The sequence below is a fragment of the Streptomyces sp. NPDC001415 genome (assembly GCF_053597395.1).
This window is the reverse complement of record NZ_JBSFIE010000015.1, coordinates 1-15352: the sequence shown is the minus strand read 5'-3', so window position 1 is coordinate 15352 and position 15352 is coordinate 1. Positions and strand designations below refer to the sequence as shown.

Annotated in this window: 13 protein-coding genes and 1 pseudogene; 11 read left to right on the top strand and 3 right to left on the bottom strand. The window is 71.6% G+C overall.

Annotated features, from left to right (window positions below):
• The first annotated feature begins 26 nt into the window (after positions 1 to 26).
• Positions 27 to 1520 carry an MFS transporter gene (locus tag ACWC2B_RS20890; RefSeq protein WP_450718912.1) on the top strand — a complete coding sequence of 498 codons (1494 nt, stop codon included), beginning with the start codon at positions 27 to 29 and terminating at the stop codon, positions 1518 to 1520.
• A 97-nt stretch (positions 1521 to 1617) separates the two neighbouring features.
• On the opposite strand, the pseudogene ACWC2B_RS20885 reads toward ACWC2B_RS20890, so the two are convergent.
• A pseudogene (locus ACWC2B_RS20885) lies at positions 1618 to 2345 on the bottom strand (lysophospholipid acyltransferase family protein).
• A 210-nt stretch (positions 2346 to 2555) separates the two neighbouring features.
• On the opposite strand from ACWC2B_RS20885, the gene ACWC2B_RS20880 reads away from it, so the two are divergent.
• From ACWC2B_RS20880 to ACWC2B_RS20870, 3 genes are all read left to right on the top strand, one after another.
• Positions 2556 to 3716, top strand: a complete 1161-nt coding sequence (locus ACWC2B_RS20880; RefSeq protein ID WP_450718646.1) for a glycerophosphodiester phosphodiesterase — start codon at positions 2556 to 2558, stop codon at positions 3714 to 3716.
• Positions 3717 to 3815: 99 nt separating this feature from the next.
• Positions 3816 to 4310, top strand: coding sequence for a sigma-70 family RNA polymerase sigma factor (locus ACWC2B_RS20875; RefSeq protein WP_450718910.1), 495 nt, complete (start codon positions 3816 to 3818; stop codon positions 4308 to 4310).
• 36 nt (positions 4311 to 4346) lie between these two features.
• Complete coding sequence (locus ACWC2B_RS20870) at positions 4347 to 4850, top strand: GNAT family N-acetyltransferase (protein ID WP_450718908.1); 504 nt, start codon at positions 4347 to 4349, stop codon at positions 4848 to 4850.
• Here the strand turns inward: ACWC2B_RS20870 and ACWC2B_RS20865 are convergent.
• Together ACWC2B_RS20865 and ACWC2B_RS20860 are read right to left on the bottom strand one after the other, a co-directional pair.
• Positions 4847 to 5263, bottom strand: coding sequence for a hypothetical protein (locus ACWC2B_RS20865; protein ID WP_450718644.1), 417 nt, complete (start codon positions 5261 to 5263; stop codon positions 4847 to 4849). The genes ACWC2B_RS20870 and ACWC2B_RS20865 overlap by 4 nt on opposite strands.
• 2 nt (positions 5264 to 5265) lie before the next feature.
• Positions 5266 to 5625, bottom strand: coding sequence for a hypothetical protein (locus tag ACWC2B_RS20860; protein WP_450718642.1), 360 nt, complete (start codon positions 5623 to 5625; stop codon positions 5266 to 5268).
• A gap of 71 nt (positions 5626 to 5696) precedes the next feature.
• Here ACWC2B_RS20860 and ACWC2B_RS20855 point away from each other — a divergent pair, with 71 nt between their 5' ends.
• The 7 genes from ACWC2B_RS20855 (at position 5697) to cobT (ending at position 15269) form a co-directional block, all read left to right on the top strand.
• Positions 5697 to 6344, top strand: a complete 648-nt coding sequence (locus ACWC2B_RS20855; protein ID WP_450718640.1) for an HAD-IA family hydrolase — start codon at positions 5697 to 5699, stop codon at positions 6342 to 6344.
• Between the two features lie 400 nt (positions 6345 to 6744).
• Positions 6745 to 7797: a methionine ABC transporter ATP-binding protein gene (locus ACWC2B_RS20850; RefSeq protein WP_450718638.1), complete on the top strand. Its 1053-nt coding sequence runs from the start codon at positions 6745 to 6747 to the stop codon at positions 7795 to 7797.
• A complete protein-coding gene (locus ACWC2B_RS20845) occupies positions 7794 to 8462 on the top strand; it encodes a methionine ABC transporter permease (RefSeq protein WP_450718636.1) in 669 nt (222 codons plus the stop codon). The genes ACWC2B_RS20850 and ACWC2B_RS20845 overlap by 4 nt, the downstream gene beginning before the upstream one ends.
• Positions 8463 to 8531: 69 nt before the next feature.
• Positions 8532 to 9395: a MetQ/NlpA family ABC transporter substrate-binding protein gene (locus tag ACWC2B_RS20840; protein ID WP_450718634.1), complete on the top strand. Its 864-nt coding sequence runs from the start codon at positions 8532 to 8534 to the stop codon at positions 9393 to 9395.
• 184 nt (positions 9396 to 9579) lie between these two features.
• Complete coding sequence (locus ACWC2B_RS20835; protein ID WP_450718906.1) at positions 9580 to 10236, top strand: GNAT family N-acetyltransferase; 657 nt, start codon at positions 9580 to 9582, stop codon at positions 10234 to 10236.
• Positions 10237 to 10339: 103 nt separating this feature from the next.
• Positions 10340 to 11554 carry a precorrin-6y C5,15-methyltransferase (decarboxylating) subunit CbiE gene (gene cbiE / locus ACWC2B_RS20830; RefSeq protein ID WP_450718632.1) on the top strand — a complete coding sequence of 405 codons (1215 nt, stop codon included), beginning with the start codon at positions 10340 to 10342 and terminating at the stop codon, positions 11552 to 11554.
• A 340-nt stretch (positions 11555 to 11894) separates the two neighbouring features.
• Entirely contained in the window at positions 11895 to 15269 is a 3375-nt protein-coding gene (gene cobT / locus ACWC2B_RS20825; RefSeq protein WP_450718630.1) for a nicotinate-nucleotide--dimethylbenzimidazole phosphoribosyltransferase, read from the top strand.
• Positions 15270 to 15352 lie beyond the last annotated feature (83 nt).

Here is a 15352-nt window from a genome sequence, read left to right as displayed (position 1 = left end):
CTCCGGAGCACCACGCCGTCGGCCGGATGGGCCGCTGGCTCGCGCTCGCGGTCCTGGTCCTCGCCGTGTTGCTCGTGGCCGTCGACGCCACCGTGCTCGGCCTCGCCACGCCCTTCCTCAGCGAGGACCTCAAGCCGTCCGGCACCCAGCTGCTGTGGATCGGCGACGTCTACTCGTTCATCATCGCCGGACTCCTCGTCTCCATGGGCAGCCTCGGCGACCGCATCGGCCGCAAGAAGCTGCTGCTCCTGGGTGCGGTGGCGTTCGGCGCGGTGTCCGTGCTCAACGCGTACGCGTCGAGCCCCGAGATGATGATCCTGGCCCGGGCGTTGCTCGGCGTCGCGGGCGCGACCCTCATGCCGTCCACGCTCGCCCTGATCCGCAACATCTTCCACGACCCCAGGGAGCGCAGCCTCGCCGTCGGCATCTGGGGCGCCGCCGCCTCCGCGGGCGCGGCGGTCGGCCCGGTCGTCGGCGGGTTCCTCCTGGAGAACTTCTGGTGGGGCTCGGTCTTCCTCATCAACCTGCCGGTGATGGCCGTCCTGGTGCTGGTCGGCATCAAACTGCTCCCCGAGTCGCGCGACCCGAACCCGGGCCCCTGGGACCTCGTCAGCGTCGGGCTCTCACTGGTCGGCATGGTCGCCGTGGTGTATGCGGTGAAGGAGGCCGCGGTCCACGGGTTCCGCTGGGACATCGCGGTGTCGGCGGTGCTCGGCATCGCGGCCCTCGTCTGGTTCGTACGCCGCCAGCGCACCCTGGATTCGCCCCTCCTGGACATCCGGCTCTTCCACCACCGCGGCTTCTCGGGAGCGGTCCTGGCCGACCTGCTGACCATCCTCGGCCTGTCGGGCCTGGTGTTCTTCCTCTCCCAGTTCCTCCAACTGGTCCAGGGCCGTTCGCCGTTGGAGGCCGGGCTCATCGAACTGCCCGCCGCGGTCGGTGCGGTGGGAGCGGGACTCGCGGCCGGCACGATCGCCCGCCGGGCCTCCGTACGCAGCGCGGTCTCCGGCGGTCTCGCGGCGGTCGCTCTCGCCCTGGCCGCCTGTGTGGCGCTCGGCGCGGACACGAGGGTGGTGTCCCTGGGCATCGCGCTGTTCGTGGGCGGCCTCGGCGCGGGCCTCGCCTTCACGGTGACGGCCGACGTCATCCTCTCCAGCGTCCCCAAGGAGCAGGCGGGCGCGGCGTCGGCGGTCTCCGAGACCGCGTACGAACTGGGCGCGGCCCTCGGGATCGCCCTGCTCGGCTCGGTGGTGACCGGGATCTACCGCGGCTTCGAGGCCCCGCCGGGCGTCCCCGCGAACGTGGCGGCCCAGGCCCACGACTCGCTCGGCGGCGCGGTGGAGGCGGCGGTGCAGCTGCCCCCGGCTCAGGCGGAGGCGATGCTGTCCGCGGCGAAGGACGCGTTCACGTCCGGCTTCCAGACGGCGGCGGCGGTGGGGGCGGGGGTACTGTTCGCCACGGCGATCGCGGCGTGGTTCCTCCTGCGCGGCCAGAGCTTGGCGGAAGCCGCCGAACACTGAGCCCCCTGGTGCCGCCGGGGCTCGGCCCCACCCCCTGATCCCGCAGTTCCCCGCGCCCCTGGCGGGGTTGATGCAAGCAACCCTGGGGCGAAGGCGGCTACGCAGCCTTCGCCTTGGTCGCGTACATGTCCACGTACTCCTGCCCCGACAGCCGCATGACCTCCGCCATCACCGAGTCCGTGACGGCGCGCAGCACGTACCGGTCCCGGTCCATGCCCTCGTAACGCGAGAACTCCATCGGCTCGCCGAACCGGACCGTCACCTTGCCGGGGCGCGGCATGCCCGCACCGCCCGGCTGGAGCTTGTCCGTGCCGACCATCGCGAACGGCACGACCGGCGCGCCCGTCATCAGGGTGAGCCGCGCGACGCCCGTGCGACCCCGGTACAGGCGGCCGTCGGGGGAGCGGGTGCCCTCCGGGTAGATGCCGAACATCTGGCCGTTCTCCAGGACGCGGCGGCCCGTCATCAGCGCGGCCACACCGCCGTTGGCACCGTCCCGGTCGACCGGGATCATGCCGACCCCGGTGAAGAACCACGCCATGAGGCGGCCCTTGAGCCCCTTGCCCGTGACGTACTCGTCCTTGCCGATGAAGGACACCTGCCGGTCGCACACGATGGGCAGCACGATCGAGTCGATGAACGTCACGTGGTTTCCGGCGAGGATCACTGGACCGGTGCCCGGGATGTTCTCGGCGCCTTCCACCTGTGGGCGGAACATCAGGCGCATGATCGGTCCGAGCACTGCCTTGATGAGCGCGAAGCGGGACAACGGGCCCTCCGGGGTCGTCTGGGTGGGGATGGGATGTCTGTGCAGGTGAGGACGATACTCGCGGGTCACCTCTGATCGCACATCGGGTTCACGAAGTGGATACGCACATTTGACATGTGTTTGGGTCGAGTTCGGCCCGCGTTCGTCTCCGGGTACCCACAAAACATCCCGCATTTCAGCTCCGTCCGCCTACGCTCGTCCCCTCGCTTTGACAGGTGCGGGACATGCGGAAAACGCCAGTGGGAACAGCTGACTGAGGAGTGTTCATGAGCGAAGGCGAGCGGATGAGCCCCGGGCGGCGCACCGTCCTGGGTGCGGCGGGCGCGGCCGTTCTCGGCACCGCGGCCACCGGGCTCGCGGGGGCGCCGGCTTCGGCCGCGCAGCGCCACGGCCAAGGCCCGGCCGCCTACCGGGACCTGCCCGTTCCGTACGTCATCGGACACCGCGGCACCGCCGGATACCGGCCCGAGCACACGCTCGGCTCCTACCAGCACGCCCTCGACCTCGGCGCCCATGTCATCGAGCAGGACCTGGTCCCCACCAAGGACGGGCACCTGGTATGCCGCCACGAGAACGACATCTCGGCCACGACGAACGTCTCCGACCACCCCGAGTTCGCCTCCCGCAAGGCGACCAAGACCGTCGACGGGGTCGCGATCACGGGCTGGTTCACCGAGGACTTCACGCTCGCCGAGCTGAAGACGCTGCGCGCCAAGGAGCGCATACCGGGCAACCGTCAGCACAACACGCTGTACGACGGCCGCTGGGACGTACCCACCTTCGAGGAAGTCCTGCGCTGGGCGCAGGAGCAGGGCCGGCGCCTCGGCCGCCGGATCTGGCTGCACTCCGAGACCAAGCACCCCACCTACTTCCGCGGCATCGGGCTGCCCCTGGAGGACCGGGTCGCGGCCCTCCTGCGCCGCTACGGGCGCCACCGCGCGGACTCCCCGCAGTTCCTCGAATCCTTCGAGCCCAGCAGCATCCAGCGCCTGGCGAAGCTGGTCGACACACCCTCGGTGGTGCTGCTCTCCAACGCGGGAACCAAGCCCTGGGACTTCGTGGTGAGCGGCGACCCGCGCACCGTCGACGACCTGGTCGAGCCGGCCGGCCTGGAGTGGATCGCCTCCTACGCCCAGGGCATCGGCCCCACCCTCGACCTGATCATCCCCAAGGACGCCGCGGGGAAGCTGACCCGGCCGACCACTCTCGTCCGCGACGCCCACGCGCAGGGCCTGATCCTGCACCCCTACACGATGCGCAACGAGAACACCTTCCTGCCCGCCGACTTCCGGCGCGGCACCGACCCGAACGCCTACGGGGACGCCTTCGGGGCATTCAAGACGTACTTCGCGACAGGTATTGACGCGGTGTTCTCCGACAACGCGGACACCGCGCTGCTCGCCGCGGCCGACTTCCGCAAGCACTGACGCGTCTCCCCTTTCACCCGCGTACACGTTTCACCCACGTACGAGTGAGAAGTGCCCGTCGCGGAAACCGGCCTCCGCGGCGGGCGCGTCCAGCCCGGCATGGATCTCGTCACAGAGCTCAGCCCGCTCCTCGCCGCCGAGGCCGCCGCCGAGGCACCCGGCACCGGGATGGATGCCGCCGACCTCGAACAGGCCGTCTGGCTGAGGCTGTTGGAGCAGCACCCGGCGGACCCCGTGCACTGGGTGCGCACCGCCGTGCGGGCCGAGGCGCGCCGCGCCCGCCGGCTCCGGCGCCAGGAGCGGCCGTACGGCAGCTCGCCCGCCACCGACCCGGACCCGGGGCCCGAACTCGCCGCCATCACCGCCGAGCGGCGCCGCATCCTGCACGCGGCGATCGGCCGCACTCCGGGCAACTGCCCTCGCCTGCTTGCCGCGCTGCTCTCGCCCAAGGACCCCACCTACCGGGAAATCGCAGGGGAGTTGGATATCTCACAGGGCAGTCTGGGGCCGATGCGTTCCCGTTGCCTGGGATGCCTGCGCAGAATGCTGGCGGCGGAGGTTGCCGCTCCTGAACTCGGGGGAAAGGAGCGGTAGACAATCGGGGACCAGTTGAGCGAGAGGCATGCACACATGGGCATGAGCGTGACCATCTCTGCGGCCGGCGCACAGGATGCCGAGCAGATACTGAAGTTGCAGTACCTCTGCTACCAGAGTGAGGCCGAGCTCTACGGCGACTACTCGATCGAACCCCTGACGCAGACCCTTGAGGGCCTGCGGGCCGAACTCTCCTCGGGATACGCCCTGGTGGCCCGGCTCGGCGACGAGGTCGTCGCCTCGGTGCGGGGCCAGGTGGACGCGTCCGGCACCGGCCGCATCGGCAAGCTGATCGTCCATCCCCGCATGCAGGGACACGGCCTGGGCGGCCGCCTCCTGAACGCCATCGAGGCCCACTTCGCGGCGGAACTGGCCGCGAAGCGGTTCCGGTTGTTCACTGGTCATCGCAGCGAGTCGAATCTGCGGCTGTACCTTCGGCACGGGTACGCGGCTGTCGGCAGGGAGCCGGTCAGTGCGAGGCTTTCCCTCATCACCCTTGAGAAGGATGCGGCGGCTCAGGAGTTCGCTGCGAGCGCCTAGCGCTTCGCGCGCCTCAGCCACAGCATTCCGAGGATCGGCAGGATCACCGGGATGAAGAGGTAGCCCATTCCGTAGTCCGACCACACCGTCGCGTCGGGGAAGGCGGAGGCGTCCGCCAGGGTCCAGGTGCCGACGATCAGGACGAAGAGGAGTTCCGCCGCGCAGCACACCAGGGCTGCCCGGCGGGCCTTCTCGCCGCCGCGCACCAGCGAGTACGTGATGAAGCCGTACACGCAGGCCGCGATCGCGGACAGGACGTACGCCAACGGCGCCTTGCCGAAGTCCAGGGCCGTCTGGACGATCGAGCGGGACGCGGCGGCCACGGTGAACACCCCGTAGAACCAGACAAGCACCCGGCCGGGCCCGGAGCCGAGCTTGTCGGCGGGCGTGGTGTCAGTGGCGGACTCGGTCACGGTCAGCCTCCCCAGATGTCGTAGAGACGCACTTCGAGCACCGCGAGGACCACCGCGCCGGCCGAGACCGTCACCGAGCCCCACTTGGTCCGCTCGGAGAGCGAGAGGAACCCGGCGGCCGGTACGGCCGCGAACGCGCCCGCCAGATAGGCGAGGAAGATCGCGACACCCTGCTCGGGCCTCTCGCCGCGGCCGAGCTGCACGAGCCCGATCACCAGCTGCGCCAGCGCGAGGACGGTGACCACGGCCATGCCGATGAAGTGCCAGTCCTTGGTGGGCTGGTCCCGGTATGCGGCGAATCCGCACCAGGCTGCGAGGGCGAGGGCCGCGGCGGCGACCGCGACCGTCAGGGCGTCGAGCATGGGGTCGAGGGTATTACGGGCCGAAAGGCCCGATGCGCTCGACCCCACCCCCGCACGTAGGGTCGGGAGGCATGAAGATCCATGCCGAAGCCCTCCTGTTCGACAACGACGGAACGCTCGTCTCCTCCCTGGAGTCCGTCACCCGCTGCTGGACGAGATGGGCCCAGGAGTACGGGATCACCGCCGAGGACTTCGCGCGGGTGGAGCTGCACGGCCGCCCGGCCGTCGAGATCGTGGCCGACCTGCTGCCCGACGACGTCGTACCCGAGGCTCTCGCCCGCATCGAGCAGCTGGAGGTCGAGGACGTCGCCGGGGGAGTGGTGCTGCTGCCCGGCACCGCCGCCCTTCTCGCCTCGCTCCCGGCGGACCGCTGGGCCGTGGTCACCTCGGCCACCCGCAGGCTGGGCGAGGCCCGGCTCACCGAGGCCGGAATCCAGCCCAAGAACCTGATATCCGCCGACGACATCACCCGGGGCAAGCCCGACCCCGAGCCCTTCCTGCTCGCGGCGGCCCGGCTCGGCGTGGATCCGGCACGCTGCGTGGTGTTCGAGGACGCCCCGGCGGGGCTCGCCGCCGGCCGCGCGGCGGGCATGACGACCGTGGCCTTGACCACAACGCACCGCGCCGACGAGCTCGTCGCCGACGTGGTCGTGAAGGACCTCTCGGCCGTGTCCGCGCAGGCCACGGCCGGTGGGGTGGAGATCACCACGGCGGAGTGAGCCCGTCCATAGGGCAGTCCAAGGATGTCCGGTATTCGGACATCCTTGATCTGTTTCTGATCGCTTCTGCTTTACTTGCCCACATGACCACGACGAGCAGCCGCACCCTTGCGACCGAGGCGATGATGACGCTCGGTGCTCGTTGTATGTGTCGAATGTGCGCCTTCTGAGGGCCCCCGCCTGAGCCTCGCGCCCCGAAGCGAGACGCCCCCAAGGTCTTGATGACCAGGGTGGGCCCCCTGGCCGCGCCGCCCGATTCCGTAACAAACCCATGGATTCGGCCTGCCCCCGCGCACACCGTGCCCCCGGTATCCACCGATGAGGCCGAGCCGCGCCCCGAACACGTTTGCCCCGTGCCGGCATACCCCGCGCCGCGCACTCGACAGTGACGGAACTCCCTGTGATCACCACAACGGGCCTGACCAAGGTCTACCAGTCGCGCGGACGAGATATCACCGCGCTCGACGGCGTCGACCTGCACGTCCGCGAGGGCGAGGTGTACGGCGTCATCGGCCAGAGCGGCGCCGGAAAGTCCTCCCTCATCCGCTGCGTCAACCTCCTGGAGCGCCCCACCTCCGGCACGGTGACCGTCGACGGCGTCGACCTCACCGCACTCGCCGGCCGCGGCCGGCGGGCCGGCAAGGACCTGCGCCGGGCCCGCTCCCGCATCGGCATGGTCTTCCAGCACTTCAACCTGCTGTCCTCGCGCACCGTGCAGGACAACATCGAGCTGCCCCTGGAGATCCTCGGCGTCTCCGGCAAGGAGCGCTCCCGCAAGGCCCTCGAACTGCTCGACCTGGTAGGCCTCGCCGACAAGGCCAAGGCCTACCCGGCCCAGCTCTCCGGCGGCCAGAAGCAGCGCGTCGGCATCGCCCGCGCCCTGGCCGGCGACCCCAAGGTGCTGCTCTCCGACGAGGCGACCAGCGCGCTCGACCCCGAGACGACGCGCTCCATCCTCCAGCTCCTTCGCGACCTCAACCAGCAGCTCGGCCTCACCGTCCTGCTCATCACGCACGAGATGGACGTCGTCAAGACGATCTGCGACTCGGCCGCGCTGATGAAGAAGGGACGGATCATCGAGTCCGGCACCGTCAGCGAACTGCTCGCCACCCCCGGCTCCGAGCTCGCCGCCGAACTGTTCCCGGTGACCGGCGAGGCCACCGGCCCCGAACGCACCGTCATCGACGTCACCTTCCACGGCGAGGCCGCCACCCAGCCGGTCATCTCCCAGCTGGCGCGGACCTACAACATCGACATATCGATCCTGGGTGCCGCCATGGACACCGTCGCCGGCAAGCAGATCGGCCGGATGCGGATCGAACTGCCCGGCGCATACGAGGAGAACGTCGTCCCGGTCGGCTTCCTGCGCGAGCAGGGCCTCCAGGTGGACGTGGTGGACGACAGCGTGATCGACAGCCAGGTGCTCGACCTGGTCGAGGAAGGTGCCAAGTGAGCTGGTCGGAGATGCAGCCGCTGTTGTCGCAGGGAACGTACGACAGCTTCTACATGGTGCTGTGGGCGACCGTCGTGACCATCGGGCTCGGGCTGCCGCTCGGTGTGCTGCTCGTCCTCACCGACAAGGGCGGGCTGCTCCAGAACCGTCCGGTGAACAAGGTCGTCGGCGTGATCGTGAACATCGGCCGCTCGCTGCCCTTCATCATCCTGCTGATCGCCCTGATCCCCTTCACCACCTGGGCCGTCGGCACCTTCATCGGCCCCAGCGCCATGATCGTGCCGCTCTCCATCGGCGCCATCCCGTTCTTCGCGCGGCTCGTGGAGACCTCCGTCCGAGAGGTCGACCACGGGCTCGTCGAGGCCGTCCAGTCCATGGGCGGCGGCATCCCCACCATCGTGTGGAAGGTGCTGCTCCCGCAGGCGCTGCCCTCCCTCGTCTCCGCGATCACCACCACCGTGATCACCCTGGTCAGCTACTCCGCGCTGGCCGGCGCGGTCGGCGGCGGCGGCCTCGGCTCGGTCGCCATCACCTACGGCTACCAGCGCTTCGAGACCAACTTCATGCTCATCACGGTGGCCGTCCTGATCGTCATCGTCACCGTGATCCAGCTGCTCGGCGACGGTGTCGTGCGCCTGCTCGCCCGCCGCGGCCGGACCTCCTGAACTTCTCTCCCCAGGGCCCGAACTCCTTGTCCGGGCGTCGCACCGCACCACCGGAAAGAGGCACTTTTCGTGCGTAAGAACACCAAGATCACCGCTGCCGCCCTCGCCACCGCCGCGCTCGCCGTCGGCCTCACCGCCTGTGGCTCCTCCTCCGACCCGAAGCCGGCCGGCAAGGCCGACGGCGCCAAGGCCGACGAGTCCAAGGCGCTGGTCGTCGCCGCGTCCCCGACGCCGCACGCCGACATCCTCAAGTTCGTCAAGGACAACCTGGCGGCCAAGGCCGGACTCAAGCTGGAGGTGAAGGAGTTCACGGACTACGTCCTGCCCAACACCGCCACCGAGCAGGGCCAGGTCGACGCCAACTTCTTCCAGCACAAGCCGTACCTGGACGACTTCAACAAGAAGAACGGCACCCACGTCGTGCCCGTCGTCAACGTGGAGCTGGAGCCGCTCGGCCTCTACTCCCACAAGGTCAAGTCGCTGAAGGACATCGCCTCCGGCCAGACGGTCGCCGTCCCCAACGACACCACCAACGAGGGCCGCGCCCTCCAACTCCTCGCCTCCAACGGCCTGATCACGCTGAAGGACGGCGTGGGCTCCGGTGCCAAACTCTCCGACATCAAGGACAGCAAGGGCCTGAAGTTCAAGGAGCTGGAGGCCGCCACGCTGCCCCGCGCCCTGGACCAGGTCGACGCCGCGGTCATCAACGGCAACTACGCCATCGAGGCCGACCTGAAGCCGGCCAAGGACGCCCTCGCCCTGGAGAAGGCGGACGGCAACCCGTACGCCAACTTCCTCGCCGTCAAGCAGGGCAACGAGAACGACCCGCGCATCCAGAAGCTCGCCAAGCTCCTGAACTCCGACGAGGTCAAGAAGTTCATCAACGACAAGTACGCGGGCTCCGTCGTCCCCGCGTTCGGCCCCGCCAAGTAGCCCTCCCGGCACGGCAGTACGAAGGTCCCGGACACCGCACGAGGTGTCCGGGACCTTCGTCGCAACGCCCACCCGGCCATGCGCGCCGAGGGCCCGATGCTGCATGCTGTGCCTTTACGGTCCTTATAGGTTGACGGGCCACGGAGGTTCCAGGGCCTTCGCGGTCCCCACGGCGGTCCACGGCATGGAGCGGCACATGACTACCCCCTTTCCGGTGTTCCCGGACATCTCCATCAGCACGGACCGCCTGGTGCTGCGCCCCTTCGAGGATGCCGACAGCCCCGCACTCATCGAGATGATGAACGACGAGCAGGTCGTCGCCTGGACCTCGGTGCCCCACCCCTACACGGCCCGCGACGCCGAGGACTGGATCCGCCACTTCGCGCCCCGCGAGCGCTCCGAGGGCCGAGGAATCGTTCTGGCGGTCACCGAATTCCTCACCCAGCGCCTCGTCGGCATCATCCACCTCCAGAACACCAACTGGCGCACCCTGGCCACCGAGGTCGGCTACGTCGTGGCGCCCTGGGCGCGCGGCGAGGGCTACGCCACCGAGGCCGTGCTCGCCGCCGCCCAATGGCTGTTCAGGGACCAGCGGTTCGAGCGCCTCGAACTGCGCACGGCCGCCGACAACACCGCCTCCCAGCAGGTCGCCCAGAAGATCGGCTGCATCAGCGAGGGCGTGCTGCGCAACGCCTGGATAGCGCGGACCCAGACGGAGGACGGCGGCTGGACGGACATCCGCACCGACCTCATCGTGTGGAGCCTGCTCCCCGAGGACCTCGACGGCGTCGCCGACCAGCTCGCGGACGCCGGATACGCCTCCTTCACCGACTGGAACTGATGCCCGGCCACCGGCCGCATCGGAATTCCGGGGCTACCCTCACTGGTACCGGCAGCTGAGCCGGACCGCCCCGAGCTGCGACAACACCTGGAGACTGACCAAGATGGCCGACCGCGTCACGGTGATCGGCTGGGACGGCTCGCCCCTCACCCCCGCGGCCACCTCCGCCCTCTCCGCGGCCACTCTGGTGGCAGGCGCCGCCCACCACCTCGCACTCCCCGAAGTACCCGCGGGCGCCGAGCGCATCCGGCTCGGCAGCGTGAGCCTGGCCGCCCGCCGCATCGCAGGCCACCGCGGCAGCGCGGTCGTCCTCGCCGACGGCGACCCCGGCTTCTTCGGCGTCGTACGCACCCTCAGGGCCCCCGAGCACGGCCTGGAGGTCGAGGTCGTGCCCGCCGTGTCGTCCGTCGCGGCCGCCTTCGCACAGGCCGGGATGCCGTGGGACGACGCCCAAGTCGTCGTCGCCCACCCCCGCACCCTGCGCCGCGCCGTCAACGTCTGCCGCGCCCACCCCAAGGTCGCCGTCCTCACCTCGCCCGGCGCCGGACCCGCCGAACTCGCGCTGCTCCTCGACGGCGTCCACCGCACCTTCGTCATCTGCGAGGAGCTCGGCAGCGACCGCGAGCAGGTCACCGTCCTCACCTCCGAGAACGCCGCCGACCACGCCTGGCGCGACCCCAACGTCGTCATCGTCCTCGGCGGCGGCCCCGCGACCGAGGGCGACGGCTGGCTCGCAGGACCCGCCCCGGGCTACCCGTCCGCGCCGCGTGGCTGGGCGCTGCCCGCCCGGGAGTACGGCGCGGGGCTCGGCCCCGGCGAATCCACCGAACTGCGCGCCGCCCAACTCGCCCGGCTCGGCCCGCGCGTCGGCGACCTCGTCTGGGACATCGGCTGCGGCAGCGGCGCCCTGTCCGCCGAGGCGGCCCGGTTCGGCGCCGCCGTCATCGCCGTCGACGACAGTACGGACGCCTGCTCGCGCACCGAATCCACCGCCCGCCGCTTCGGAGTTCAGGTCCAGGTCGTCCGCGGCCGGGCCCCGCACGTCCTGGAGTCGCTGCCCGAACCCGACGTCGTACGCGTCGGAGGCGGGGGCGCCACCGTCGTGGAGGCGTGCGCCGACCGCAGGCCGGAGCGCATCGTGACGCACGCGGCCACCCGGGACGAGGCGGAGGCCGTGGGCGCCGCGCTGAGCGCCGGCGGATACGAGGTCGAGTGCGCGCTCATCCAATCGGTCGACCTCGACACGAGCGCCTGGTCGGAGCGCGAACGCTCGGTCGCCTTCCTGCTCTCCGGAAGGCGGAAAGAGAGATCCCTGTGACCCTTCCGGCGCGTCGCGGGGGGTAGGCTGGCCGATCGTTGTACCGCACCCGGCCGTTCGGCGTTCCTCTCGCCAAGGGCCGGAAACGGGGACCACTTTGGGACTCGATCGCGGTACGGCACATCCGGGGGACGCGCAACGTGGCGCAGCCCACACGGTCCGTGGCCGAGACTGACCGCCACGGCGGCGGAGGCCCGCGACAATGCATGGTGTCGTTGATGCCTGCGGGCCGTTCGCAACCGCGCGGCGCACACGTTCTGAGCGACGGTGCCTCACGCGTCCAGCGTGTGCGGCCCCGGGCGCAGGCCGAAGGAGCACTACAGATGGGCGAGGGGTACGCATGACTGACACCGGCCAGGTCCCGGGCGAGGGACTGCCGGAGAACGCAGGCATGGTGGAACAGCCGGGCGTCCCCGCTCCCGGTGCCTACACCTTCCTCGACCCCTCCGAGAACACCGCGGACGACGACGATCTGCTGCTGATGCCGGGCGCCCAGGGCGCCTGGATCGACCCGCAGTCCGCTCCCGCCCCCGCCATGGCCCAGGTGCCGCCCGCACCGGGCCAGGCCGAGCCCGGCGCGCACGAGACCGGCGGCCGCGACACCGGCTCCGTGGAGCTCGGCGGTGTACGCGCCCCGCAGGCGCCCGCGGGAGCGACCCCGCCGCCCCGCCGCCCGCTCCACCTCGGCCCGCAGGTGCCGGACGCCTCCGCCGGAGTCGTACGCTCCCTCGCCGACCGGGGCCCGGCCGGCACCCCCGTGAACCCGATGCCCGTGCGCACCCAGGGCCCGCCGACCGCCGGTCCCGAGTACCTGGACGTCCCGCGAGAGGAACCCGCGGCGCAGCTGTCGGCACCGCAGCTCGGGGAGCTTCCGCCGCAGCCCGGTATGGCATGGACGCCGCAGCAGCGAACAGCGCCCCACGAGTCACTCAACACACCCATGCCCCCTGCAGAAACGGTCGTCCCGGAGGAGTTCGCGGTCCAGGCGTCGGTTCCGGCCGTTCAGCCGCAGGCCGCCGAACACGCGGCACAGCCGGTCGCGCAGCCCGCCCTGCTCGTGGACCAGCTCGTCGCCCAGCAGGCGGTTCCGCAGATGGCCCAGCAGGCGGCCCAGCAGCCCGGACAGCCGCAGCCCGTGGGCCAGTTCGTGCCCGTCGAGGGCTCGGTGCCGACCGGCCCGCACCTCGCGCCCGCACCGGTGCAGCCCGTACCCGAAGCACCCGTACAGGAAGCGCCTGTTCCGGAAGCGCCGCGTGCTCAGGACGTGCCGCAGCCGGCGCCGGAGCCTGCCGCTCCCCCCGCGCAGCCCGTCGCTCCGGTCGCCGCCCAGCCGGAGCCGGCCGCGCCCGCCGAACCCGCCGCCCCGATCGCCGTCGAGCCCGTGGCCGCCGAAGCCCCGGCCGCCGAACCGGCCGTGGCGGAGCAGGCCCCGGCCGCGCCGGTCGCCGCCGAGCCGATCGCCGTCGAGCCGGTGGCGGCCGAGCCCATCGCGGCCGAACCCGTGCCCGCCGAGCCGGTGACCGTGGCCGCGCCCGTCGCCGAGGCTCCCCAGCCCGTGGTCGTGGCGCCCGTGCCCGCTCAGGCCGCAGCCCCCGAGGCCCAGCCGGTCGCCGTGGCGCAGCCCCAGGCGACCGCGCCCGTCGCCGCCCCCGCGCCGCAGCCCGCCGCCGAGGAGCAGGCGCCGCAGCAGGTGAGCGTGCCCGGGCCCGAGGCGCCCGCCGCCGTCGCGGCCGAGCCGGTCGCCGGTCAGGCCGTGGCGGCCGAGCCCGTGCTCGTACCGCGGCAGGAGCAGCCCGCGGCAGCCGAGGCCCAGGCCGCCGAACCGGCCCAGGAGACCCCCGAAGCGGTTCCGGCTGAGGCTCTTGAAGCCGAAGAGCCGCTCGAAGTGATCAGCGCGCCGCAGCCCGCCGAGGCCCCGGAAGCCGCTACGGAGCCCGCCGCCCCGGAGGAGCTCGCCGAGGTCTTCGAGGCCCCGGAACAGGCGCCCGCCGCCCCCGGCTACGACGACGCCGAGCGCGAGGCCGTGCTGCGCGTCATGCGCGAGCGCCGCGACATCCGCAACGGCTTCCGCGGCGACCCGATCCCGCACGAGGTGCTGCTCCGCGTCCTGGAGGCGGCCCACACCGCGCCCTCCGTCGGCCACTCCCAGCCCTGGGACTTCGTGGTCATCCGGTCCGCCGAGACCCGCCGCACCATGCACGAACTCGCCCAGCGCCAGCGCGAGGCGTACGCCAAGTCGCTGCCCAAGGGCCGGGCCAAGCAGTTCAAGGAACTGAAGATCGAGGCCATCCTCGACACCCCGGTGAACATCGTGGTCACCGCGGACCCGACCCGCGGCGGCCGGCACACCCTCGGCCGCTACACGCAGCCGCAGATGGCCCCGTACTCCTCCGCGCTCGCCGTCGAGAACCTGTGGCTCGCCGCCCGCGCCGAAGGCCTCGGCGTCGGCTGGGTCTCCTTCTTCGACGAGCGCGAGATGGTCCGCGCGCTCGGCCTGCCCGAGCACCTCGAAGTCGTCGCCTACCTCTGTGTCGGCTACGTCGACGAGTTCCCCGAGGAGCCCGAGCTGATGCAGGCGGGCTGGTCCAAGCGCCGCCCGCTGTCCTGGGTCGTCCACGAGGAGACGTACGGCCGCCGCGCGCTGCCCGGTGAGGACCCGCACGACCTCCTTGAGGAGACCGTCGCGGGCATCCGCCCCCTTGACGCGAAGGCGCTCGGCGAGGCCTGGGAGCGCCAGAAGCGGATGACCAAGCCCGCGGGCGCGCTCGGCATGCTGGAGATCATCTCCGCGCAGCTGTCCGGCCTCTCGCGCAAGTGCCCGCCGCCGATCCCGGAGCCGGCCGCCGTCGCGATCTTCGCCGGCGACCACGGCGTGCACGCCCAGGGCGTCACCCCCTGGCCCCAGGAAGTCACCGGCCAGATGGTCGCCAACTTCCTCGGCGGCGGCGCGGTCTGCAACGCCTTCGCCAACCAGGTGGGCGCCGAGGTCTGCGTCATCGACGTGGGCGTCGCCTCCGAACTCCCGGCCACGCCCGGCCTGTTGCCCCGGAAGGTACGCGCCGGCACGGCCGACATGACGACCGGCCCCGCGATGACCCGCGAGGAGGCGATCGCCGCCATCGAGGTCGGCATCGACACCGCCCGCGACCTGGTGGCGGCCGGGAACAAGGCGCTCCTCACGGGCGAGATGGGCATCGCCAACACCACCGTGTCGGCCGCCCTGATCTCCCTCTACACGGGCGTCGACCCGGCCGAGGTCACCGGCCGCGGCACCGGCATCAACGACGAGACGCACGCCCGCAAGGTCGACGTCGTACGCCGCGCCCTCGAACTCCACCAGCCGGACCCGGCCGACCCCATCGGCGTCCTCGCCGCGATCGGCGGCCTGGAGCACGCGGCTCTGGTCGGCTTCCTGCTCGGTGGCGCCTCGCTGCGTACGCCGGTGATCCTCGACGGCGTCAGCACCGGAGCCGCCGCCCTGGTCGCCCGCGCGATCGCCCCCGAGGTGCTCTCCGCCTGCATCGCGGGCCACCGCAGCGCCGAGCCCGGCCACGTGGCCGCCCTCAACAAGCTGGGCCTGCGCCCCCTGGTCGACCTGGACCTCCGCCTCGGCGAGGGCACCGGCGCCCTGCTCGCCCTCCCGGTGGTGCAGAGCGCGGCCCGGGCGATGCACGAGGTCGCGACGTTCGACTCGGCGGGCGTCACCGAGAAGTAGCCCGTACGCACGACGAGCGGGGGGGGGGGGGGGGGGGCCCCCCCCCCCCCCCCCCCCCCCCCCCCAAAACCAAAAAAACACAC

Coding starts and splice junctions, on each gene's coding strand:
- cobT (WP_450718630.1), top strand. CDS start 11,895: ATGACTGACACCGGCCAGGTCCCGGGCGAGGGACTGCCGGAGAACGCA.
- cbiE (WP_450718632.1), top strand. CDS start 10,340: ATGGCCGACCGCGTCACGGTGATCGGCTGGGACGGCTCGCCCCTCACC.
- ACWC2B_RS20860 (WP_450718642.1), bottom strand. CDS start 5,625: ATGCTCGACGCCCTGACGGTCGCGGTCGCCGCCGCGGCCCTCGCCCTC.
- ACWC2B_RS20835 (WP_450718906.1), top strand. CDS start 9,580: ATGGAGCGGCACATGACTACCCCCTTTCCGGTGTTCCCGGACATCTCC.
- ACWC2B_RS20880 (WP_450718646.1), top strand. CDS start 2,556: ATGAGCGAAGGCGAGCGGATGAGCCCCGGGCGGCGCACCGTCCTGGGT.
- ACWC2B_RS20855 (WP_450718640.1), top strand. CDS start 5,697: ATGAAGATCCATGCCGAAGCCCTCCTGTTCGACAACGACGGAACGCTC.
- ACWC2B_RS20875 (WP_450718910.1), top strand. CDS start 3,816: ATGGATCTCGTCACAGAGCTCAGCCCGCTCCTCGCCGCCGAGGCCGCC.
- ACWC2B_RS20890 (WP_450718912.1), top strand. CDS start 27: ATGGGCCGCTGGCTCGCGCTCGCGGTCCTGGTCCTCGCCGTGTTGCTC.
- ACWC2B_RS20870 (WP_450718908.1), top strand. CDS start 4,347: ATGGGCATGAGCGTGACCATCTCTGCGGCCGGCGCACAGGATGCCGAG.